Source organism: Tolypothrix sp. VBCCA 56010 (genome assembly GCF_050875635.1).
In the GTDB taxonomy this organism is placed as follows: Bacteria; Cyanobacteriota; Cyanobacteriia; order Cyanobacteriales; family Nostocaceae; genus Hassallia.
In genome coordinates this window covers 1-23,637 of sequence record NZ_JBPAOH010000095.1, presented here as the reverse complement: position 1 = coordinate 23,637, position 23,637 = coordinate 1, and the positions used below count along the sequence as shown (strand labels likewise).

The following is a 23,637-nucleotide window of genomic DNA, read 5'->3' as shown; positions in this document are numbered from 1 at the left end:
CGAAGCTGAACGCAGTTTGCTGCTTTATGAGTGCAGGCGTAGAACTGGCGCAATTGCTATATTAGGCTAGAGATGGAGTATACTGTCGTTTATCTTGCTGCAATCAGCTATTGACAATAATTTATAAAGTAAAACAGTGTCAGCCGAAGAGCCATCGATGGATGAACTCCCTACTATAGAATTTCCCTCAAGAGGGAAACTTAAAGCAAGCTCATGGCGCATCCATCAAAAAATTGGCTATGGGTATTTTCTGGCAATTGGGATTGGCTTTTTCGGTTCGCTTACCGGATTGGTAATCGCTAATTCCTACCGGGGACAAGGAATCATCCAATTAAATCAAGCTCACCACCAAGGACAACTACTGTCTGATTATCAAAATGCGGTAGTAGGAGCGCAATTGCATAGCTCAAATTTGGTTGCTGTGGTCCGAGAAAAAGAACGATTAGCTGCCACAAACGCCGAATTTCTCCAGAGTGTTGACAGAGCGAAGAAATTGACACCAGAAATTGTCAGCTTTATAGAAAGCAAACCGAAGAAGTTAGCTTCCAGTCAGGCAAGTTTGCAGGCTTTATTGCAGGATTACGCGACTAGCTTAGATGCATATGTTGGGGAAATAGAGCCTATTTTGCAGCAAATTGACAAGCCGCAAGTGCAACAAACGGAACTTTCTACAGCCCAAGAAAAATTGTTGGCAGTTATGCGTGGTGAAAAAGCCGCACGGCTAGATCAGCTTTCTCAAAGATTGGCTAACATCTTGCAAAGTGCCCAAGAGAAAGAGGATAAAAGCACAGAAGATGTAGAACAGACGAAAAAAGTTGAGAGATTTATCGTTATCCTCAGCATGTTAGTGTCAGTAGCGATCGCCGCGATTATCGCATGGCGAACTTCCAGAGCGATCGCTGAACCTGTAATCGTTGTCACTCAAGTTGCCGAACAGGTGGCGAGAAAATCTAATTTTGATTTGCGAGCTCCCATCACCACTGAAGATGAAATTGGCTTGTTAGCTAAATCTCTCAATCATCTGATTGAGAGCGTATCTCAGCGCACTAAAGAACTACAACAAGCTAAAGAACAAGCAGAAGCTGCTAACAAGGCAAAAAGCCGATTTTTGGCAAATGTCAGTCACGAGTTACGCACACCATTAAATGCTGTGATCGGTTTGAGCCAACTTTTGCAAGATGATGCGGTTGATTTAGGTGTGACCGGAGATTTTATCATAGATTTGGAAACAATCAACTCCGCAGGCAGGCATCTACTCGAACTAATTAACGATATCCTCGACTTGTCGAAAATAGAAGCCGAGAAAATGACTCTTTATCCGGAGACGTTTGAAATTGCCATGCTGATTAATAACGTCATCTCAACAGTCAAGCCGGCGGTAGAAAAAAATGGCAATACTTTAGAACTCGATTACGATCGCGAACTTGGCACGATGTATGCCGATCAAACTAGGCTGCGGCAAGTGCTGTTAAATTTGCTGAGTAATGCCGCAAAGTTTACCACTAACGGCAAGGTGACGCTGGCAATTAAAAGAGATAAGGAATATTTATTACCATACGCACCTTTAGGTATGATTACTTTCACCGTTGCCGATACAGGCATCGGCATGACTGAAAGTCAACAACGGCAACTATTTCAGCCTTTTACTCAAGGCGATACTTCAACGACGAAAAAGTATGGCGGTACTGGATTGGGATTAGCAATTAGTCGCCATTTTTGCTTGATGATGGGTGGTGAAATTACTGTGAAAAGTGAGCCGGGAGTTGGTACTGTTTTTGTTGTCCGTCTGCCACTTAGTGAGAAAGATTGAACGGGGTGTAGGGGGTAGGGTATAGGGTGTAGGGGACAATGTTAGTTGGGGATTGGAACCCCAACGAACATTCGAGAACCGCTATATCCAGTTTGTACGCGGTTTATTTTTAAGACTTACGCACTCATGTCGTCAAAGCTTGAATTTACGTAGGGGCAATTCATGAATTGCCCCTACAAGACTTTATTGTTTCGGCTCATTCCTAATTTTCTTCAATAGACCTCTTGCATTCATTCTATAAATACATGTTCTTCTTATCCCTTTCACGGCAGATGCTCCACTTGGGGAAACCCCAAGACCGCACTGCCTCCCCTTTCCCCTTTTCCCTTTCCCCTGACTTCTGCAAGAAGTCTAATAGCTAGGAAAGCAGAGCTAATAGCTGGCTTTCCACTTCAAGACGATCTTCGGCAAAAGGACACAACTGTAGGTAAGTCTTCAAATCCCGTGCTGCTTCTTGAAAACGTCCCAAAGAAGTTAATGCTACTGCCCGATTTTGGTATAAATCGGCAGTTTCTGGTGAGAGAGCGATCGCTCTTTCTAAATCTGCCAAAGCTTCTTCATAGCATCCGGCATCGTAGTGTAAAATAGCACGGTTCGCTAGTGCTAGAGGCTGGTTGGCATCCAAAGCTAATGCTGCATTATAATCTGCCAAGGCTGCGTCCGGCTGCTCTAACATCTCAAATACTTCAGCGCGTGCTAGCAGAACTGAAAATTGATTTGGATCTAAATCAATAGCGGTGGAAAAAGCATTTAAAGCTTCAGTGATTTTACTTAAATGTCTATAACATTGTCCTAAATTTGACCAAACCTCCCAATAAGGGGGACTCAACTCTATCGCTTTGGTGTAGTCTTTAAGAGCATCCTCGAAGCGACCGAGCTTAAAGTACAAGTTGCCGCGATCGTTGTAGTATTCGGAATAATTGGAGTCCATTGCCATCGCTGCCGTGAGGTAGGCGATCGCCTGTTCATGAGAATTAATAGCAGCATAAACCTGAGCAATATTATAAAGCAAGACCGACCGATGAAGAAGATGTTCATTTGGTTTGAGATGAGCATTGAGTTGCTCAAAGCACGACTGACAAATTTCCATAGCCTCATGCGATCGCCCTTGGCGTTGCCGGACTAACGCCAACCCATTGCGGTTAAAAGCAGTCTGAAAAAGTTTTGTGTACTGCGGTATGTCAGCTCGTGCTAATTCTTCTAAGCCTCGATCCAGATATGCTTCAGCCTTAGATAAATCACGTTCTGGAAGAAAGCGGGCGTACAGCATCGCCATCATGTAGCAGCAATGATAAAGGTATTCGGGTGCATCTAACTTGGTTATAGCTGTTTCCATCACTTCAAGGGCTTGCAAAGGCTTGCCCAAGGCTGCATAACAGTTGTATGCCTTGAAATAGATAATCCAGTGCTTTTCTATGTCATCTGGGCAGTAACGCTCTAACTTTGGCAAGGCAGCCTCACAATAAACTAAGCCATCCTCGTAAAAACCGCGTTTTGGATAGATTGAGCAGGCATGAAGTTGATATTTCAAAGCCTTTTCTGGCTGGTTACTAAGCTGGTAATAACGGATTAACTCTGGCAAATGTATCTCTAGCTCAATCGCATCTTCCCCTACCTTATGTTCAAGTTCTTCAGCCAGTCGAGTTATTTCCTGTTGGTTGACGCAGGTGGGTGGATCGGGATGCAAGTTTAATCGGACACACTGTCCCAGGTATTTGGGGTCAAATTGACCGACTACAGCCTCACTGTTGATTGGGTCAGTAGCAACGACCAGAGTCAAATGCAATTGCTGACCGCGACGCCGCATTAGTTCAACAAAAAAACGGCGTGCCAAAGCGCCGGCATGGTCGAAGCGATCGCAAGCAATCACCCAAGGAGAACTATCAAAACGTTGGTGCCAAGCAGCCAAAAGGTCGATAAGTCCATGCACGATGCGAAAAGCTCGGTCTGCCGGGTAGTTACGCACGCGCTCGTTCTTGGGAGCCGTGTCCGTCAAAGTCGGGTTGCGAACCGATATTGTTCGCCCTAAGCCAGGTAAAACACTGGCTAGCTCATAATCGTGCTTAATGAGCAAATCCGGTGCTTCAGCCTGGATTTTGGGGATTAAATCGTTTAACAGAACCTTTAAACCAGCCCAAGGACCGCCTCGATCGCGATCGCATGATAACAGCCAAGTAGATGCCCCACTAGCTTGGGCTTGGTGGAGACATTGCTGTAGGCGATCGCGACGACATTGACCGGGTTCTGCTTCTAACAAAATCACCTGACCAGCCCAGTTTAAGGGTTGTGTCGGCATGTTATGCTGCCACTCCATAAATAATTACCTCTTTGCTATACGAAAACTACGAATCCAAAGCCAGAAGCCGATACCTCTGGGAGTAAAAACCAGCAATAGCATTAACAATGCATCAATAAAGGCGTAAGGACTGGCATAATATCCAGCACTTAAAACACCGAAAACAGCCAAATAGTAATGCCACATCAACGGAATGCTAATAAAGATTAAGATTCCGAAAGCAGCAATGCGACCGACGAGCCAGAGAATTGCATAAATGCGAATCACACGTCTCTCAAATGCCGGGATGTGAGACTGATTTACCTTGCCTACCGAGCGAATGAATCGAGCTAATTGGTTACGCAGGTATACTTCCGTATCTTTCATCAAGCTTTTGCATCTGAAGAAATTGGCAATGACATAATAAAAGTCGGTGCGGACAAAAAAGTAACATTGCCAAAGCAGACCAAGCAGATAAGTCAGCAACATCGCTCGACTCAGTAGGAAAATAACCGGAGGCAGCACCAGCCATGCGTGACTGTGGGCAAACAACAGTAAAGTCAGGACGGAAGCTGAAACTGCATCCAGCAGTGGACCAGCGATGAATGGCAAATAACGCTGATTTCTAGGCACTGCCCAGACCCCGGTCATATCCGTTTCTGCTACCAATATCCAAAGACGATTGCTGATACCCATGCGAGAGGAAACACCAACGGCTCGCGCAGCAATTAAATGAGCCATTTCGTGTAAAAAAAGCACCAGGTAGCTCATTGCGATTAGAACCAAACGCATCAGCGTCAAGTTTTTCTGGAAAAAGTGCGCCCCCCATCCTGGTACAATAGAAGGCTGGAGAGCGATCGCTAACAAGGCTAGACCGATTAAAACACCACAGCTAATCAATACCGGACGGCTGAATAATCTTTGGGCTAGCGATCGTGGGAAGTTAGCGAAGTGAAAGCGTAATTGAGTTGGTTTTTCAAAGCTTGAGACAAATGCCGCATTCATCGCGACATCTGTTTGAGCAACCTCATCCTTCTTTAGGGGATGGACAAATCCTTTACGCTCCAAAAAGTCCAGTAACTCCTCGATATCAGGAACCTCGTCATATTTTTCCTGATAAAGTGATTGAACTTGGGCTACCGTCTTACCGTCCGCCAGATAGTCCAGCAGTTCTACAGCATCAGACGGCAACACCAAAAAAACAGCGGTATCTGTACGCCCGATGACAACCTCCTCCCCCTCAGATTGCCGAGTAAACGGATAAACCGCAACAAGCATGTCGCCTGTATACTGCCCCATTGATACTTTCCTTCAAGAGTAATTGGAACTGCCACCTAGGGATGGCGGTTCCAATCATAAGCACTTAACTTAAACCAATACGCAATTAGTTACAACTAGGACCATACATAGCTGCTGCGGTGGTTTTGAGTGTTTCGGCTTCGCGGATGACGAATTTCTTCATCGATTTCAGTTCTTGCTTTGTGGATGTGATAGTTTTCATAAATTTGAACTCCTGTTTGTTTGTGACTTTTTTGGTGGTTCAGCTGCTAAATAAAGCTTGTTTCTGAACCGTTACTAATAGGTTCGCTTAGAAACTCTCAACCGTCGATATGGATAAGTTAAGGACTTTTATCTCGGCGATCGCATTTGCAAAACGCAGCTTAGTTCAGAAAAAGTCAGAAAAATTCAGGTGCTGTAAATTGAAGTCTTTTCTGCAACACTCCAACTGAATATTACCCTTGAGGGTACTGCGAAAGTATCAGCAACTTTTTTACAATAGTAAGGCTTACAACTTGACAAATCCATTATTGTATGCGTGACGAGCCAGTGTTAACTTAGGTGCGCTTGGGCAATAGTCAGATGAACGTAAAAACTTTTCATTTATATCTCAGGCACTGCATAAGTTAATTTTGCTTGCATCTAATTAAAGAAGGAATTTAATAAGTCTGATTAACATAATCGAATTTTTGTCAATGTGTAAGTGCTGAATAGTACTCAGACGATTTCCCTATTTACAAATAACATTATCAGGCAGAGGGATTTGTCTTGAATTATTCGCTATTTACGCAACACAAGGAACAAATCCGGAAAGTTGCAAATTTAATATGTATCACTGTAGTGAGATGTACGTCGGAACAATGGACTTTGAAGAAGCATTCAAAGTTGTCGATACAGCAGTTTTTGCCAAGAGAAAAAGGCATCTAAAAGATATTGAAGTGGCAATACTTCGCGGTTCGTGGCAAGGTCATAAGTATCACGAGATTGCAGAAGCTTATGGATATACTGTTGACTACTTAAAACAAGATATTGGTCCCAAATTATGGCAACTACTTTCGGAAGTACTGGGAGAAAAGGTTAGTAAAACGAATTTTCAGGTAGCCTTGGAACGGCAACTAACACCTAACGTGATAGAGAGAATAATAACTCCTAACTCAGAATTGAAAACTCATCATTGTGATTGGGGTGAGGCAATTGATGTTTCTGTTTTCTTTGGTCGCATTGATGAACTTGCTACCCTCAATCAATGGATAGTACAAGACCGTTGCCGTTTAGTGACGCTGTTGGGTATGGGGGGAATTGGCAAAACATCTCTTGCCGTTAAATTAGCAGAACAGATTCAAGGTGAGTTTGAATATCTGATTTGGCGAAGTCTTCACTATGCACCTTCATTATTGGCAATTTTGACAGATTTAAATCAATTTTTTGGCAGCGAATTAGAAACACTACCGACAACAATCGATCTTCAAATATCGCTTTTGTTAAAAAGATTGCGAACTCACCGCTGTTTGCTAATCCTAGATGATTGGGAGACAATTTTGCGCGGTGGAGATATCGCTGGATACTATCGTCAAGGCTATGAAGATTACGGTGAATTTCTCAAACGAGTGGGAGGAGAACGCCACCAAAGCACATTAGTATTAGCTAGTCGGGAAAAACCTATAGAAGTTGTTTTTCAAGCTGGTGAAACTTCACCTGTACGTGTTTTAGAAGTTAAAGGCTTAAAGCCAAAAGATGCTAAACAACTTTTGGCTACCAAAGGTCTTTATGATACAGAGAAAAAGTTAGACGAGTTAATTGAAATATACCGAGGTCATCCCAGCGCCTTAAAAACTATTGCTACCACAATTCAAGATTTATTTAATGGTAATATTACTGAGTTTATCGGACAAAGCTCTTTAGTAATTGGTGATATTTTTTCTCACATTCTGAACCAACATTTTGAGCGCTTGTCTGATTTAGAAAAGACAATTTTGTACTGGTTGGCAATTGAATATCAGCCTATTTCACTGGCTCAATTAAAAACTAATTTAGGGGTTGGGGTGTCATGTTCGGAATTACTGGCTGCGCTAGAATCTCTAGGAAGGCGATGTTTAATTGATAAAACTACGTCTGCGCTGATTGAAAAACAAACGTCTTGCTGTAACCATGAAACTTTATTCACTCTTGAACCTGTAGTGATGAGCTATGTCATCAATCAATTCATCGAACAAATTGTTCAAGATATAATTGAAGCGATGCAAGCTAACTCTATCGAAAAGCTAGGGTTGCTAAGAATTCATGCACTAGTTAAGGAAGATGAGGCTGACAACATCAAAGCGATTCAAGTACATTTTATCCTGACACGGATTAAAGAACGTCTGCACCTGAAATTCAAAGACGCAAGCAGGGTAGAGATGCATTTGAAAAATTTGCACTCATTGCTGCGTGGGTATTCTGGGGAAGCGATCGCATACGCAGAACACAACTTACTGAATTTGCTCAGAGAAATGCAATGATTGCTTTCAACTTTTATTTACAACAGTTTGACAAATCCTACTTGCTGAAAATGGCGATCGGATGTAAAAGCTTGAGTAATTCCCTCCTGTGTCATTACTACAAAACTGATACAGTCAGTTAACCCCCAATCTTTATCAGGACGCTGACTGTAAAACGCCCAACCTTCATCAAGAATATTTTTATTCCTCGTTTGGGTAAATTACGATTTCTGTTTCTTCGTCTGTTTTAGAGGCATAGGAAATTATTTTAAAGTGTTCTCAGTTTAAATATGTTTGAATATTTTGAATTCTATGTTTTTTATCTTTTTGACATCTATATAACTCATCATAAAATCTGATATCTACTTCTCGCCAACTTACCCAACCCACCCAACCCATATTTGAATATCTATTATCTGTAAAAGTATAAGCTACTAATTTAGGACTGTTGTTGATTTAAATTATACAAAAATCGTCCTGTTCGCTAACTATGTTATTAATATTGGGTTGATAGACCATGATTTGAAATGGAGATTTATTTATCAATTCTGATTTACTTTCATCATCAAGTGAATTATAAAAATCCCTGAATTCATCTTGTTTATATTCAATCAGAAATCTTTCATTTACTTGAGTTTGAAAGAAATCTTTTAACTTCTTATTTTCTACTAACTTTTTGATAAAATGTAGTGTACAAATTGAATTAACTGTAACCAAACCTCGTTTATATAATTCAGTCAGAGTTTCAACTTCCGAAAAAACAATCTTTCCTTGTTTTAAACATTCACTGCTACTAATTATTTTTCTTAAGCTATCAATTCCTGTAATAAATGAGGGTATATTTTGCCGTTTACTATAATTAGTATCTAAAATAGCTACTAATTCATTTTCGTCACTTATAAGTAAATGTTCACGTAATTGTTCTTTAATAATACCTAGGTATTCTTCATATTCTTTTTCCCAATATATTGATTGTATATCTAATCCTTCTTGAATATCTGCACTATTACTAGTATTCCAATTTGCTACAAAGAAACCGATTTGTTGATGTTCAATGTTACCTGATTTAGATTCTAACACTACTTTCCAAGTTTCAATACATCTATATTGAGGTTTATTTTGACTCATATTTAGATTGTATTTTTTGGTAAATACATACTTGGAAATATCTTCTCTTTGTTTTGTACGGCTTTGATTCTTCTTAATACCAACCTGTATACTCTGTATGTTGAAAGACCAGTTAGCTTCCGTTGATTGTTCACTTTGATTTATTTCTTTAGTTTGTCCTTCAACAGTAAATTCTATTTCTTCATCTGCATTTCTGTTAGCATAATGTTGGTTTTCTAGTTTCAGTTTTATTTGTATTAAATTATTGGCATTATGTTCAGATATTCTTCTTAAAAGAATATCTTTGATTTTCAATTCATATATTAAAGATAAGATTAAAGCGGGGATAATGCTAAAGAGCAATAAGTATATCCACCAATTATTATCATTTTTATTTAAATTGAACCCTGATTTTATAGATTCTTCTAATAAATTGTGTAAATTTTCTTGTTTTGATAATTGACTACTGTTATCAAAAAACAAATCTACGCATAAAATATATTCTTCATTTTTAGTAGTTTTATTATTAGTAGTTTTAAATTTGTACCATAAAGTTCTAATTCCATTAGACTTATCTTTATCGTTTATATCTATATAAAGATTTGTAAGTCCCGACGAATTATCTTCATTAATAAAATCTGAAGGATAATAGTTATCTTCATATTTTCCTATAGTAGTTCTGTACCAAGGTCTACTTTGATAATCGAGCCTTTTCTTAGTTTCATAATTTTCACCAGTCAATGGATAAGAAAGCATAAAACCTGTCTTTTTCCTAAAAATATAAATATTATTAATTTTTAGGTAGGGTAACATATTTGAGTATTTATCTTTATTGTCATTTGTTTCGTCATCTTTATCTTTTGTTAAATCTTTAATTAAAGTTTTACTAAAAATATCTAAATTATCTGTATTTTCATCACTATGTTTTGTCTTATTTAACAATTGTGGTTTAATTTTATCTATCATATATTGAGTAAAATTTTGAAAAACTGGATCTGATTTTTCTGATTGTATATTAATATTACTATTATTAACTTTAAAATTGATTAAGCTAGTATAATGGTAGCAAGCTTTAACCGGATTATTATTTTGATTCCACTCAACACAAGGTGGTTGTTCTGGTAATTTTCCCTCAGAATTATAATATATATTTTCTTGTATCTTTTCAGTAACTTTTTGACTATTTAATATCTTTGGTATTTTTTTTTGTGCTTGTTTTATAAATGATGGAAAATTGCTTGAATTTTTTGTTTCATCTAAGTTTTGATACCATGAAATGAGTTGTTTGTTTTCTTTTTCGTATTCTTCTTTTTGTTTTTGATTTTTGATGATATATCCAAAAATTATGATAATCAAAATTGACGCTATATATAATGAGAAAAATGGTATTGCAATTTTAAATAAATTATTTCTTGGTTGAAGCATAATTAATCACCTCATATTTTGCTTTTATCAGTGTAAAAGACTAATGTACAAATTAGTGTTTCTACGTAACATTTAGTAATATTACGTAGAAATATCCTTTGTAACTGTTTAAGCACAAGGGTATCTCTTATCTTTCACTTGGAAAAATACGTGTCAATTCCATGACCAAATGCAAAGGGATGCATTCCTTATTGAAAATGTAAAATTAGTAACTATAATAGTTTTGGAAAGCAAGCTTGAAAGGCTATTTGTACCGCTTGTTCCAAGTCAGGTAAACTATCTTTAATGATTAATACTTGTAATATTACTGAGTAACTTAGTTAAGTTAGTATTTTTTAGTCTACTTAAATATACCCCTTCGTGTATTGTCATATTTTTGCAGATTTTATTTGTCTTTTCCGGGTTTATTCGGTTAGGTACAAGTATGAGTCAAGGTTTATTCTTCTCGCTTCAGCGTTTTATATAGATAATGGTCATGTTGATGTGCTAAATCGTCAATACCAGTATCAACCTGAGAATCTTTAATCAACTGTCTGAGCTTATCCCAATCTGAGTTCTCTTTTGGTGCAGGTTGGGGGGTTTTGTCGTCTTCTGCATAAGCAAGAGCTTCATACAAGTCTGCTTCTTCTAAGTAGGGATAAGCCTGCAAAATTTCTGCTGGAGAATGCCCCGATGCCATCAGCCCGATTATAGTACCAACAGTAACTCGCAACCCTCTAATGCAGGGTTTTCCACCCATCACTTCTGGATTGAGGGTGATTCTAGTTAATTGTTTCATAGTTTTGATTTTAGTGCATTCATTATGAAGCTACCCCATAAGTTATTTTAAGTGGCGATCGCCTTTGCATCGAATGCGGCGGGCGCAAAAAGCTGAGGGGAGACGCTGCTAAAATACCAATTGTATAGCAGCGATTCTCAAGCGGGAGATGCTGCGGCTTGTATCCTAGTCATACGCACTCCTCACACCCATGACGACAACAATTGATTTTCTCAGTCACCTTAACCCATCCCAACGTCAAGCCGTAGAACACTTTTGCGGTCCGCTGCTAGTTGTTGCTGGCGCCGGTTCGGGTAAAACACGAGCGCTGACTTATCGCATTGCTAATCTGATTCTCAAACACCGTGTCGATCCAGAAAATATCTTGGCGGTTACTTTCACTAACAAAGCCGCACGAGAAATGAAAGAACGGATTCAAAAGCTTTTTGCCGAACAGTTGGCGATGTCAGAATACGGTGAACGTTTTGATTTGTTAACAGAATATCAACAAATTCAACTAAAGTCAAAAGTTTATCGCATTTATATCAAAGATTTGTGGTGTGGAACTTTTCACAGTTTATTTTCTCGCATTCTCCGCTTCGATATTGAAAAATATCAAGATGAAAAAGGACGGCGTTGGAATCGCAATTTCTCGATTTTTGATGACTCTGACTCTCAAAGTCTTGTCAAAGAAATCGTTACCAAGCAGTTAAATTTAGACGATAAGAAATTTGAACCGCGTTCGGTACGTTACGCGATTAGTAACGCCAAAAATCAAGGTTTATCGCCTAAAGAATTTGAACGAGAGAACCCTAAATATTGGGGAAGAGTCGTTGCGGAAGTTTATAGTTGCTATCAGGATAGGTTAGCACAAAACAACGCTCTTGACTTTGATGATTTGATTTTAATTCCTGTCAAACTGTTTCAGCAAAACGAACAAGTATTAAGTTATTGGCATCGGAAATTCCGCCATATTCTTGTAGATGAATATCAAGATACTAACCGCACTCAGTACGACCTTATCCGCTTGTTGGTAACGAACGGTGAAAATAATAAGAGTGAATGGGATTGGCGCGATCGCTCGGTTTTTGTGGTCGGTGATGCAGATCAATCAATCTATTCATTTAGAATGGCGGACTTTACGATATTACTTGAGTTTCAGCAAGACTTTGGTGATAATTTGCCAGACGACGATACCCGCACAATGGTAAAATTAGAAGAAAATTATCGTTCGTGCGAAAATATTCTGGAAGCGGCGAATCAACTAATAGAAAATAACACTCAACGAATTGATAAAATCCTCAAACCGACGCGGGGAGTCGGTGAACAAATTTATTGTCACAAAGCAGATGATGAAATCGCTGAAGCTGCATTTGTAATTAATCAAATTCGCACTTTAGAAAGGCAAAATCCCGAAGTGAATTGGGGTAATTTTGCCATACTTTATCGCACCAATGCTCAATCTCGTCCTTTTGAAGAAGCTTTAGTGAGAGCCGGAATTCCTTATACAATTGTGGGAGGATTGAAATTTTACGATCGCAAAGAAATTAAAGATGTATTAAGTTATTTAAAGGCGATCGCAAACCCATCGGACACTCTCAGTTTATTACGAGTTATTAACACTCCTCGACGCGGTATTGGTAAAGCCACCATCGACGCTTTGGTAAACGCGGCTCAACAATTAGGCACAACATTGTGGGAAATACTTATCGACGAGACATCAGTTAATACATTAGCTGGACGTTCTGCGAAAGCTGTAAATAATTTTGCTCAAATGATTCGCAAATTGCAAGAACAAGTCAGCACAGTTCCCGTTTCCGAGATTGTAGAAAAATTGCTAGAAGCTTCTGGTTACGTTCAAGATTTGCAAAATCAAGGTACAGAAGAAGCTGACAACCGCTTGCTAAACGTCAAAGAACTTTATAACGCGGTGTTGCAATTTGAAGAAGAAAACGAAGATGTTTCATTAGGTGCTTTTTTAGAAAGTACTTCTCTGAGTTCGGATTTGGATAACTTAAAAGAAGGACAAAAAGCGGTTTCTTTGATGACTTTACATTCTTCTAAAGGATTAGAGTTTCCGGTTGTCTTTTTGGTAGGGTTAGAGCAGGGATTATTTCCTAACTATCGTTCTTTAGATAATCCAACAGCTTTAGAAGAAGAACGTCGTTTATGTTATGTGGGTATTACTCGCGCACAAGAGCGGTTATATTTATCACATGCTCGCGAACGTCGTCTTTATGGAAATCGAGAACCAGCAGTGCGATCGCAATTTCTCAACGAATTACCAGAAGAATTACTTACCACTGCGCGTCAGACTAGCCAAATCACCAAAAGTCCGTCTGTAGGTGCTTCCGTGTCACCTGGAAAGCAACAAAATATACAGAATTGGCAAGTAGGCGATCGCGTCTTGCATAAAAGTTTTGGCATCGGTCAAATTACCCACGTATTTGGCTCAGGTAATAAAATATCTGTAGCGATTAAATTCACCACTCTCGGTCAAAAAATAATCGACCCCAGAGTAGCACAATTACAACGAGTCGAGTAGATAGTTTCAATTTATCGGGGCAAATTTATTAAAAAGTTGCCCCTATTTTTTAACTTACAAAAATAGCGCAGGTGATACATGAAAAAAGGCTCCTAGTGCTTTGGCTTGAAAGAGTGCTAATACCTCTTTTTCCATTTATCACTTCTGAAGTAAATCCCGACGAACCAAAAATTTCTAGTAAGTCTTTTTGTTTTAGTCCTCGTGCCAGCATTAATTCATGCAATACATCATGAGGAGTTGCAGCTTTCAATTGATAGTGTTTCTTTTCATACTGCTCAATTACTGTTACTAACAACTGCAACACTTCAACTTGTTCTGCTGTCAGGTTTTCGCCCAAATCCATGAGTTTTTCTACCTCATTTAATAGACGCTTGTACTCTTGAGCGCTATCAATGACTCGTGGCATTTCGGCAAGCAGCCTAATGTATTCTTCTTTATTCAATGTGCTAGTCATATCAACCCCTTGGGTACGTTGCATCACTCCCAGCTATAGTTAGCAAGTTTGCCTAAAAATAAAGCTGTTCCTACTACGTTAACGGCTAAAGTTAAACCATCATTTAACGAGTCTATAATGCGTCTCTTTTGTCTTTCTGGTGTATGCGTAACTTCTTCGATAGCTGCATTATTTTTTTCTGATGACAAGATATCTACACTCTTATAATTTGCTGTAGAAGTACTTTCTTGATGTACTAAATTATCTTGATATTGAGTTTCTTGCAACTTATAAAACGCTTCGCCTTCTTGAAAAAGTTGAGTTACTATTTGATTAGATAAAACCCGGACTTGTTCATCAAACTCAACTTGATTCACCTTACTCATTACCACCGCAGACTTTAAATCCTCTGTCTGGCTAACTAAGTCTTGACCTTTAGCTTGGTGAGAGATTATCGGTGACATTCCTAATTCTACTTCAATGTCAATAGGCACTTTTAACATTAAAGAGATATGAAGCTTGTTACCTTCTAAACGTGAGTTAGGTTGATTTAAAGCAGACATAAGTTTTAACAAATTCTAGAGTTGTTATATTTGAATTTGTACAATCAACAAAAAAGCTATTCAAAACGAGGTACACCACCCTTTTTCAGGGTGGTGATAATGTTTCCCATAACAAACAATTAGCGATTAAACGATTAACTCATCTCTGCTGATTGTAGTACATCTTGTGCAGCTAACTGCTTTGGTTCACATTCATTTTGAGGATAACACACGGGTGCATTTGCCCGAACTTCTGGTTCCAGTAACAAATCTGGCTCCAGGAAAATAGGTAATTTCTGCTTAATCGAACGTACTGAAGTTATGTACACTTGGGGACTAATAGTGATGGGAACATTCAGTTTGATGGGAACTGTGAATTCACATTCGCAGTTGTTAGCAGGATCTTGTTGGTAGGTAGCCATAAGTTGCACTCCTGTTGATTTACAAGTTGTTTGAGTTGATTATTTTGCTTGGTTGACTGTTGTTAATTACAGCCATTTTGGGGATAACACACAGGTGCATTTGCCCGAACTTCTGGTTCCAGTAACAAGTCTGGTTCAAGGAAAATGGGCAATCTCTGCTTGATAGAAGGTACTGAAGTAATGTAGACTTGGGGATTGATGGTGATGGGAACATTCAGTTTGATGGGAACTGTGAATTCACATTCGCAGTTGTTATTATTTGGTTGGTAGGCAGCCATAAGTTACACTCCTGTTGATTTACAAGTTGTTTGAGTTGACTTTCTAAATACAGCATTGCACATAGAAAGTCATGAATTCAATTCAGAAAATTCTGCGTTACTTTGCGCTTACTCTGCGTCCCACCGAAGCTTTGATCGGAGGAAACCTCCGCTCAAACTTCTCTCTGCGTTTAAAAACGCTACGAAATTATGCAGAAGTTACGCTGAAGGCAATGTTTGTTGAGCGGGTAACTGCTTGGGTTCGCAACCTTCTTGGGGATAACATACAGGTGCATTAGCTCGAACTTCTGGTTCCAGTAACAAGTCTGGTTCGAGGAAAATAGGTAATCTCTGCTTAATCGAAGGTACTGAAGTTATGTAAACTTGGGGATTGATGGTGATGGGAACATTCAGTTTGATGGGAACTGTGAATTCGCATTCGCAATAGTTAGCATTCGGTTGGTTGGTAGCCATAATTTACACTGTGTTTGGTAGTAAAGAAATCGTTGATGTAGAAGGTTGAACTTTTTTTGTTTCCCTTCTTTTATTTGATAGGCATCGCAAATTTAAATTATGCACCAATCAGATATTTATATTTTCCAAATTACTCAAATGCTTGTTCTTCATAGCTTTCAGGGTTACAAATAATCGCACTGACTATTAATTAGACGCGATTTTTGGGAAACACATACAACAAAAGTGTAGTTAAGACAAATTATATTTACATATATTTAAATTGAAGCGCTCAAAAAAATAATGTGAATAATGCAAAAACCGGGTTGATGAGTGCAATTCTCAAACAAACCCGGTTTATGTGAGTTTAATTTTTATTGAGAGATAAATTATTATGTTGTAGGACTTACGCACTTCCTTCGTCGTCACCATTGAATTTACGTAGGGGCAATTCATGAATTGCCCCTACAAGACGGAGAGCGCGTGCGCTCATTCCTATGTTGATTTGAGAGGAATAACCCCTCGATCAAAAACGCGGTTATCAATGCCGATCGCGCTAACTTCTATTTTATCTGCATACACTTCATATGCCGCAAAACTCAAGTTGCTGGTAGAATATTGAGTCCATTCATTTTTGCCTACAGGACGATTACCCGCACCTGCACCACAAATTATATAAGTCGTTCCATTAATCGCACGAGTGCGTTCATAATGGTGTTCGTGACCGTTGATATAAAGCTGAACGCTGTATTTTTGAAACAGGGGGGTGAAGGTTTGAATAAAAGCTGGATTGCTTCCGTAAACACCTGATGCATACACTGGATGATGACCAAAAACTACCTTCCAAGTTGCTTTAGAACGACTTAATTCTTGTTCTAACCAAGAAAGCTGGTTTTTCCAGTCTGCATTATCGTTAGTATCCAACGCGAAAAATTGCACAAGTCCACGACTAAAAGTGTAGTAGCGTCCTTTCATGTTAAAGTCGGGATATTTAACTTGCTTTTCACCGTTTGCCGTGCGAATATCGTGATTGCCTAAACAAGCTTGAAATTTCACCTTTTGTTTGAGCAAAGCTGCGTAGGGACGCTCAAAGACTTCGCCGATTTTTTCCATCTCACCATTATTGTAGATGTTATCTCCAGCCAAAACGATTAAATCGTAGAGATTTTTGCTGTGATAATTTGTCATCGCTTGAGCGACATCATACTGTCCTTTTGCGCCGGTTCCTGTATCTGCTACAGAAACAAAACGTAATAGCAAGTCTTTTTTCGCAAACTTGGGGTTAATCTGACGGCTGAAGCTTTTGCCAGCAGAAACGAATGCGGCGATCGCACTCAAACTAGAGAATAATAAAAATTGTCGGCGTTTTAGGCTCATAGTTGACTCAATTTAAAATGAAGCAATATCAGAACTCCAAATCGTGAGTCCAGTCTTTTGGGAACAATTTCCGTTCCGTCGAACTGGCACTCCCCGGAGGGTGATACATTAAGGCTGAAGACGCGCTACCTATAAAAATTTATCCCGTTTGAGTCGCACCGCGCTGTAACGTCAGGAAACTTTCATGTCACAAGACAACCCGAATCCACAACCACCACGCAACAAACCAGAACGTCAACCGACGTCACCCAGACAGCAAAGAACTCAAATACAGCCTTTTTGGAAAGCGCAAATCATCAAACTTTTGCGCGGGACAATTGGTGCTTTAGAAGGTGCGGTTCAGAAACTCGAGACAGAACCCGCACCGGGTAGTAAGAAAACCCCTGGTTTTTGGGGTGGAATTTTAGGACAAATTCGCTCTTTGTTACCAGAGAATTTGTCAGCAAAGCTGTCAGATACAGCTTTGACAGGAATTATTGCCGCAATTTCGGTAATTTTGATTTGGACAACTTCAACGCTGCTAACAAATAAACCTGCTGAAGTCGCAACTTTTCCCCAAGTGGAAGAAACACCATCCCCAACTATAACTACGCCACCAGCAGAAATCATACCAGAACCGCAGCCACCAGTCGAAATTACGCCGCCATCAGCCGAAATTCCCCCACCAGAACCGGAACCGACACCGGAACCCGAACCGGAACCGGAACCGGAACCGACACCGACACCGACACCGACACCGACACCAATATTAGAATTAACACCAGAACAACAATTGATTGCAGCGATTGAAAATCAAGTAGGAGAAATTAGCGATCGCTTTGCCTCTGGTTTAATAAAATCTATACAAGCCAACTTTAGCACCAGCAATCTCACTGTGAAAATTAGTGACGATTGGTACACACTGAAACAATCCGAACAAGACAAACTAGCCGCCGATATTTTCCAACGCTCGAAAGAACTGGATTTTAGCCATTTGGAAATTACCGACTCTGAAGATAAATTAGTAGCGCGTAACCCCGTCGTCGGTACTGAGATGGTAATTTTTAAACGACAGACGTAAAAAGTTAAAAGTTAATCTTAGTACAGTTTTGCGTAAAAGCGTAGCGTTTTCAAATGCACTCTTGATGCATTGGCATTGCACTCAAGAGTGCCTTTGTTTAATTCGCGATCGTATTAATGAAATGCTGTACTTAGTACAGCAAGCGTAAAAAAGAGTCCCAAATCGGAGAAGATAGTTTCTGTAAGGCGAAATCAAAAATTAGACATGCAGGGAGAAGGATGATGAAAAAAATTCGTGGTGTTTGGTTAACCACTGCTGCGAGTAATGTCTTGAGTTCCAAAGCAAATATCGTTGAGGCAATGAAACTCTTAGCAGACACTGGATTTAATACAGTCTTTCCAGTGGTTTGGAATAATGGTTACACTTTTTATCCAAGTGCTGTTTTAAAAAAGAACTTTGGAATAGAAATTTTACCTGCCTTTAAAGGGAGAGATATTCTAGCTGAAGTGATTGAAGCAGCCACACCATTAAAACTAGAGGTAATTCCTTGGTTTGAATATGGTTTTGCTGCTGCCTATAAAAACAATGGCGGGCATATCATCGAGAAAAAACCTGAATGGGAAGGTAAAGATAAAAAGCAACAACGCCTCATCAAAAATGATATCGTGTGGATGAATTCCCTCGATCCAGAAGTTCAAAATTTTTTGTTAAATCTCTTTTTAGAGGTAGCAAAAAATTATCAAATAGCCGGGGTGCAAGGAGACGATCGCTTACCAGCCATGCCTTCAGAAGGAGGCTATGACAACAAAACTAAAACATTGTATCGCAATCAATTTGGAGAAGATCCACCCTTAGACTTCAAAAATCGTCCTTGGCTTGAATGGCGGGCAAATATTTTGAATGACTTTTTGGCAAAGTTATATCGAGAAATTAAAAATATTAATCCAAAGCTGATTGTTTCTATGTCTCCTAGCTCTTATCCTTTTGGATTTAATGAATATTTACAAGACGTACCTACTTGGATAAATCGTCAAATTGTCGATTTAATTCATCCTCAGCTATATACACAGGGTTTAGATGCATACAAAGGATTTGTTGATAATGTTGTGGATCGTTTTCAACAAAAAAATTTATCTAAAATATCACCAGGCATTTTAATTCGCTCTGGCAACTATCAAATTACTCCTGATATCTTGTGGGAATCTATTCGCCACAATCGTCGTTCTGGAATTCGTGGCGAGATTCTATTCTTTTTTGAAGGTTTGAAGACAAATAATCAAGCTTTAGCAAACTTCCTGAAAAGCAAAAACTATGCCAATTTAGTTTATCTGCAATATGGCAACATCGGGTCTGATGTTCAAGAACTCCAACAAAAACTAAAAGATAAAGGATATAAAGTTGGTAAAACAGATGGCAACTTTGGGTCATTAACAAAATCAGCTGTTGAGAAATTTCAGAAAGATAATTTACTAGAGCCAGATGGAGTATTTGGTCCAGAAAGCTATGCTAAATTGATAGGTTATACCAATCGATAAAGATGCACCCCTTTGGTTGGAGTGAAAAGTCAACACTCCAACGAAACGACTCAAACAGAACTTTCCGCTTTGGCAATCGATGAAAATTTTTCTAGAAACACTAAGATTGTTTCTACGTCAGTTGTCTGATATACGCTTTGACTTGCAAATCTATCCCGGTAATCGCAGTACCTACGACTACAGCATAAGCCCCTAAATCTAAAGCTTGACGAGCCATCTGAGGTGAGGAAATGCCACCTTCACAAATCGCGGGAATGTCTAATTCTACCATCTGTTTCAGGAGTTCCCAACCGGGGGGAGCAAGATGCTTAGTTGCAGCAGTGTAGCCAAAAAGCGTTGTCCCTACAATATCAGCACCAGCTTTTGCAGCTAAAACAGCCGCCTCGATTGTATCTACATCTGCCATTACTAATTTGCCTAATTCCTGATGAATTCCGGCAATAATATCGCTTACTGTTTCACCCTCAGGGCGATTTCTAGTAGTCGCATCGATCGCTATAATATCCGCTCCCGCTTGCGCCACCGCAGACGCATGATGAAACTGTGGCGTAATGTATACTTCAGTTCCTGCTATAACTTGCTTCCATAGCCCAATAATTGGCACTTTCAGGCGTTCACGCACGGCGCTGATGTGTGCTGGGGTATCGATTCTTACGCCAACAGCACCGTTATTTACAGCTGCGGTGGCGATCGCTGCAATTACTCTTGGTTCATGCAGTGGCGAATCAACAGGCGCTTGACAGGAGACAATTAGTCCGTGGCGTAGGGTTTCTATTGACATGGAAGGGGAGGGGGAGAGTTCTTGGGATGGGGGGAGGGGGAGATGGGGAGAGGGGGGGACAAGGGGAGCCAGCGCTGTGCGGAGGCGTCCTCCGTTGAGGCGTCTGGCGTGGACAAGGGGCGACGGGTGTGGGGACAAGGGAATTGCTGACTTTTGACTGTTGACTCCTGACTCCTAACTCCGCTCCTCCCCACTCCCTACTCCCTACTCCCCACTCCTAACTAACCACACTCATCGGTTGTTGTGGTATCCAGACGGTAAAAATTGAGCCAATGGCTACCGTTGATTCTACTTCAATTCGACCGCGATGCAGTTCTATAAGTTGTTTGGTTAATGCCAAACCAACGCCGGTGCCTTCATAGCGACGGCGTAGTGGTGTATCTAGTTGTTGAAATTTTTCAAATAGTAATGGCAATTGCTCTTCCGGAATGCCAATACCGGTATCTTCTACTTGAAAGATAGCGTTGTCGTCTTCTACCCAAAGACGTAAAGTCACGCTGCCACCTTCGGGAGTAAATTTGATGGCGTTACTTGACAAATTCCAAAGAATTTGTTCTACTCGCGATACATCGGCGGTAAAGCGATCGCGTTGGGAATCGATTTGTAAATCTAGTTTAAGTTGTATCTGCTCGCTTATGGCTTTTTCTTGCAACGATTCCACAGTTCTTTGAGCTATATTCGTTAAAGAAAATTCCGAAATATTTAAAACTGCTTTTCCTGCCTCTATTTGCGATAAATCGAGGATATCATTTATCATTTCTAATAAATGTTCTCCACTGTCGTGGATTGTTTGTAGATAATCTCGTTGACGCTGACTTAACTCTCCTATGGGCCAGCGTAACAAAGTCGAAGACATACCGATTACATAAGTTAAAGGAGTGAGCAATTCATGGCTGATAGTCGCGAGAAATTCACTTTTGAGACGGCTAGCGGCTTCAGCGGCAACTAAAGCTTCGCGTAGCGCCATTGTCCGCTCAATTACTCGGTGTTCCAGAGTTTGTTTTTCTTCAGTCAGCGATCGCATTAACTCAGATTGATAAATAGCGATCGCTAATTGTTCAGCGATAGAAGTCAGCAAATTTATTTCACTTTCAGTCCAATGATGTGAATCATGGCACTGATTAGCAATCAAAAGTCCCCAAAGTTTTTCCTCATAAATAATCGGTGCTGCTAACTTTGCCCGGACTTTAGTTCTCCTTAAAAAGTTCAACAAACACTCTGACAAAACATAAGTTTTTTCTACATCATCTACAGCTAAAGTAAAGCCTTGGCGATACTTTTCCCAACATTCAAAAGGCGGCACAAAGCAATTTTTTTCCTGATAATTTAATACCGACGGAATAGCATCTGTAGCACGCGCTTCATATACAATACAACCTCTATATTGCTGCCAATTATGCAGTAATTGCGTCTTTGATGGGGCAAGTGTTGACTGTTGACTTTTAACTCTTGATTCATCAAATTTGTAGATTACCAATCTATCTAATTCCAAAAACTCCCGCACCTGTGCGATCGCTGTTGCCATAATTACCTGCAAATCCTGGCTTTTGCGGATCTGAGTTGTCACCTGATTTAATAATCGTTCTTGATAAATCTGTTTTTTCAGGGCATCTTCTATTGGCTGACAGACAGAAACATGATTAAAGTTGGTATCTGAGGCTGTAAAAAACTGATTTTGCAGCGGCAGGAGATATTCTAATAACAACAGCGTGAATTTGCCTTGAAGCGTGGCATCATTAAGACTGGGAATTTGCAGATAGCGTTCGAGGTGCTGGTAAGTGTGAGAATCATGAGCAAACAAATTTTTCAGTTGCGAGATAAAGGAGGCGATCGCTTGTGAATTAAACGTCAAACTAGCGTATAATGTAGCGTCCGGACTCAGTGGGATAAATTCTCTCTCGATCTGATTTTCCCCTTGTGGCAAAGACACTTCATTTAAATCAGCAAAACTTCCCGCAACGCACATTCCTACGTTTTCTTCTTGGTTTCCCACCAACAGAGCGCTAAACTGCTCTGAAACCACCAACGTAAACTTTTGCTTTTGCCTCTCACTCTTGCTTATAATCCGTGCCAGCACAGCCTCTGTCAGTACCAAAGCTGCACTTCCCACTGCTTCAAGTTGCATCTGCTGCAACAATTCCCCAAGCTGATTAAATACATCTATTGGCAAAATTCGAGAAAAGCTCAAATCAGGAGAACTAAGCATTTTCAAAAATTAGAGTGAGAAGGGCTGGATGCTGTGCGATAAAGTTTTTTTTGTTTCCTAACCAACAGTTTAAAACGGTAATAGAAGATTATGCATCGAATAAATGCCACATCTGTAGGATGGAATAACTCAGAAGGCGTAGTTTTTTTTGAACAAACTCCAGCCCCTTTGGTATTTATTACGGCTGCTGATACCGATATTCAGACTTTGGCAGCTGCATTCCCCAAATTACCATCAACATTTCCGGCATTAAGAGTCGCCAATTTATTGCAGTTACAGAATCAAATAAACATTGACACATACGCCGAACAAGTTTTGGAATTTGCCCAGGTAATAATTTTACGACTGTTAGGAGGACGCTCCTACTGGTCTTACGGTTTGGAAGTAGTGCAGGAAATTGTCCAGCGTAATGGCACAACCCTAATTGTAATGCCAGGAGACGATGCTCTTGATGCCGATTTAATCACTTTCTCAACCCTTTCTGTAACTGCTGTAAACCAAGTATGGCAATACTTCCGCGAAGGTGGCGTAGAAAATATTGTCAATGCTCTCAAGTATATTACCGATATTTGCCTTTCAACTTCTTTTAATCCCCCATTACCCCAAGTAGTGCCGCGTGTCGGTTTGTATGAAGGGGAGTGGGGAGTGGAAAGTGGGGAGTGGAAAGTGGGGGACAAGGAGACAAGGGGACAAGGGGAGTGGGGGACAAGGGGACAAGGAGGACAGGGAGGACAAGGGGACAAGGGGACAAGGAGACAAGGAGAACAATTCTTTCCCCCCATCCCCACGCCAGTCGCTACAACGGAGGGAACCTCACGCCAGTCGCCTCAAGTCGGGAAACCCGCCCACGGCGCTGGTGGCTCCGCAACGCGCTGGCTCACATCTCCCCAGCCCCCGGGATGGGCAGGGAGACAAAGGAAAAGGAGAGAAGGGGAAGAGAGGGAGAAAGAAGGAGGG

Annotated in this window: 16 protein-coding genes and 2 pseudogenes; 6 read left to right on the top strand and 12 right to left on the bottom strand. The window is 40.1% G+C overall.

Annotated features, from left to right (window positions below):
• The first annotated feature begins 157 nt into the window (after window positions 1–157).
• Complete coding sequence (locus AABK37_RS26595; RefSeq protein WP_432554515.1) at window positions 158–1,810, top strand: ATP-binding protein; 1,653 nt, start codon at window positions 158–160, stop codon at window positions 1,808–1,810.
• Window positions 1,811–2,168: 358 nt separating this feature from the next.
• Here the strand turns inward: AABK37_RS26595 and AABK37_RS26590 are convergent, their stop codons facing one another.
• Both AABK37_RS26590 and AABK37_RS26585 read right to left on the bottom strand, forming a co-directional pair.
• A complete protein-coding gene (locus AABK37_RS26590) occupies window positions 2,169–4,124 on the bottom strand; it encodes a tetratricopeptide repeat protein (protein ID WP_432554511.1) in 1,956 nt (651 codons plus the stop codon).
• A 6-nt stretch (window positions 4,125–4,130) separates the two neighbouring features.
• Entirely contained in the window at window positions 4,131–5,384 is a 1,254-nt protein-coding gene (locus tag AABK37_RS26585) for a hypothetical protein (protein ID WP_432554510.1), read from the bottom strand.
• 806 nt (window positions 5,385–6,190) lie between these two features.
• On the opposite strand from AABK37_RS26585, the gene AABK37_RS26580 reads away from it, so the two are divergent.
• The gene (locus AABK37_RS26580; RefSeq protein ID WP_432554509.1) at window positions 6,191–7,861 is read left to right on the top strand and encodes an NB-ARC domain-containing protein; all 1,671 of its coding nucleotides are present in this window, start codon (window positions 6,191–6,193) and stop codon (window positions 7,859–7,861) included.
• A 435-nt stretch (window positions 7,862–8,296) separates the two neighbouring features.
• Here AABK37_RS26580 and AABK37_RS26575 read toward each other — a convergent pair whose 3' ends face one another.
• Complete coding sequence (locus AABK37_RS26575; protein ID WP_432554508.1) at window positions 8,297–10,372, bottom strand: hypothetical protein; 2,076 nt, start codon at window positions 10,370–10,372, stop codon at window positions 8,297–8,299.
• Between the two features lie 592 nt (window positions 10,373–10,964).
• Window positions 10,965–11,150: pseudogene (locus AABK37_RS26570) on the bottom strand (DUF433 domain-containing protein); the annotation flags it as partial.
• A 190-nt stretch (window positions 11,151–11,340) separates the two neighbouring features.
• Here AABK37_RS26570 and pcrA point away from each other — a divergent pair.
• Entirely contained in the window at window positions 11,341–13,674 is a 2,334-nt protein-coding gene (gene pcrA, locus AABK37_RS26565) for a DNA helicase PcrA (protein WP_432554507.1), read from the top strand.
• A 49-nt stretch (window positions 13,675–13,723) separates the two neighbouring features.
• Here pcrA and AABK37_RS26560 read toward each other — a convergent pair whose 3' ends face one another.
• From AABK37_RS26560 to AABK37_RS26535, 6 genes are all read right to left on the bottom strand, one after another.
• Window positions 13,724–14,152 (bottom strand): helix-turn-helix domain-containing protein, encoded by a 429-nt coding sequence (locus tag AABK37_RS26560; RefSeq protein ID WP_432554506.1) that lies wholly within the window; start codon window positions 14,150–14,152, stop codon window positions 13,724–13,726.
• Window positions 14,152–14,670, bottom strand: a complete 519-nt coding sequence (locus AABK37_RS26555) for a hypothetical protein (protein WP_432554505.1) — start codon at window positions 14,668–14,670, stop codon at window positions 14,152–14,154. Before AABK37_RS26555 ends, AABK37_RS26560 begins: the two co-directional genes overlap by 1 nt.
• Before the next feature lie 134 nt (window positions 14,671–14,804).
• Window positions 14,805–15,071: a hypothetical protein gene (locus AABK37_RS26550; RefSeq protein ID WP_432554504.1), complete on the bottom strand. Its 267-nt coding sequence runs from the start codon at window positions 15,069–15,071 to the stop codon at window positions 14,805–14,807.
• Between the two features lie 62 nt (window positions 15,072–15,133).
• Window positions 15,134–15,349, bottom strand: a complete 216-nt coding sequence (locus AABK37_RS26545) for a hypothetical protein (RefSeq protein ID WP_432554503.1) — start codon at window positions 15,347–15,349, stop codon at window positions 15,134–15,136.
• A gap of 198 nt (window positions 15,350–15,547) precedes the next feature.
• Window positions 15,548–15,802, bottom strand: a complete 255-nt coding sequence (locus AABK37_RS26540) for a hypothetical protein (protein WP_432554502.1) — start codon at window positions 15,800–15,802, stop codon at window positions 15,548–15,550.
• 474 nt (window positions 15,803–16,276) lie between these two features.
• Window positions 16,277–17,158 (bottom strand): metallophosphoesterase family protein, encoded by an 882-nt coding sequence (locus AABK37_RS26535; RefSeq protein WP_432554501.1) that lies wholly within the window; start codon window positions 17,156–17,158, stop codon window positions 16,277–16,279.
• A gap of 184 nt (window positions 17,159–17,342) precedes the next feature.
• Between AABK37_RS26535 and AABK37_RS26530 the strand changes: the two genes are divergently transcribed.
• Entirely contained in the window at window positions 17,343–18,218 is an 876-nt protein-coding gene (locus tag AABK37_RS26530) for a hypothetical protein (RefSeq protein WP_432554500.1), read from the top strand.
• A gap of 218 nt (window positions 18,219–18,436) precedes the next feature.
• The gene (locus AABK37_RS26525) at window positions 18,437–19,693 is read left to right on the top strand and encodes a family 10 glycosylhydrolase (RefSeq protein ID WP_432554499.1); all 1,257 of its coding nucleotides are present in this window, start codon (window positions 18,437–18,439) and stop codon (window positions 19,691–19,693) included.
• A gap of 112 nt (window positions 19,694–19,805) precedes the next feature.
• Here AABK37_RS26525 and AABK37_RS26520 read toward each other — a convergent pair whose 3' ends face one another.
• Window positions 19,806–20,474: an N-acetylmannosamine-6-phosphate 2-epimerase gene (locus AABK37_RS26520; protein ID WP_432554514.1), complete on the bottom strand. Its 669-nt coding sequence runs from the start codon at window positions 20,472–20,474 to the stop codon at window positions 19,806–19,808.
• Window positions 20,475–20,691: 217 nt separating this feature from the next.
• Complete coding sequence (locus AABK37_RS26515; protein ID WP_432554498.1) at window positions 20,692–22,680, bottom strand: GAF domain-containing sensor histidine kinase; 1,989 nt, start codon at window positions 22,678–22,680, stop codon at window positions 20,692–20,694.
• Between the two features lie 90 nt (window positions 22,681–22,770).
• On the opposite strand from AABK37_RS26515, the pseudogene AABK37_RS26510 reads away from it, so the two are divergent.
• Window positions 22,771–23,637: pseudogene (locus AABK37_RS26510) on the top strand (hypothetical protein); the annotation flags it as partial.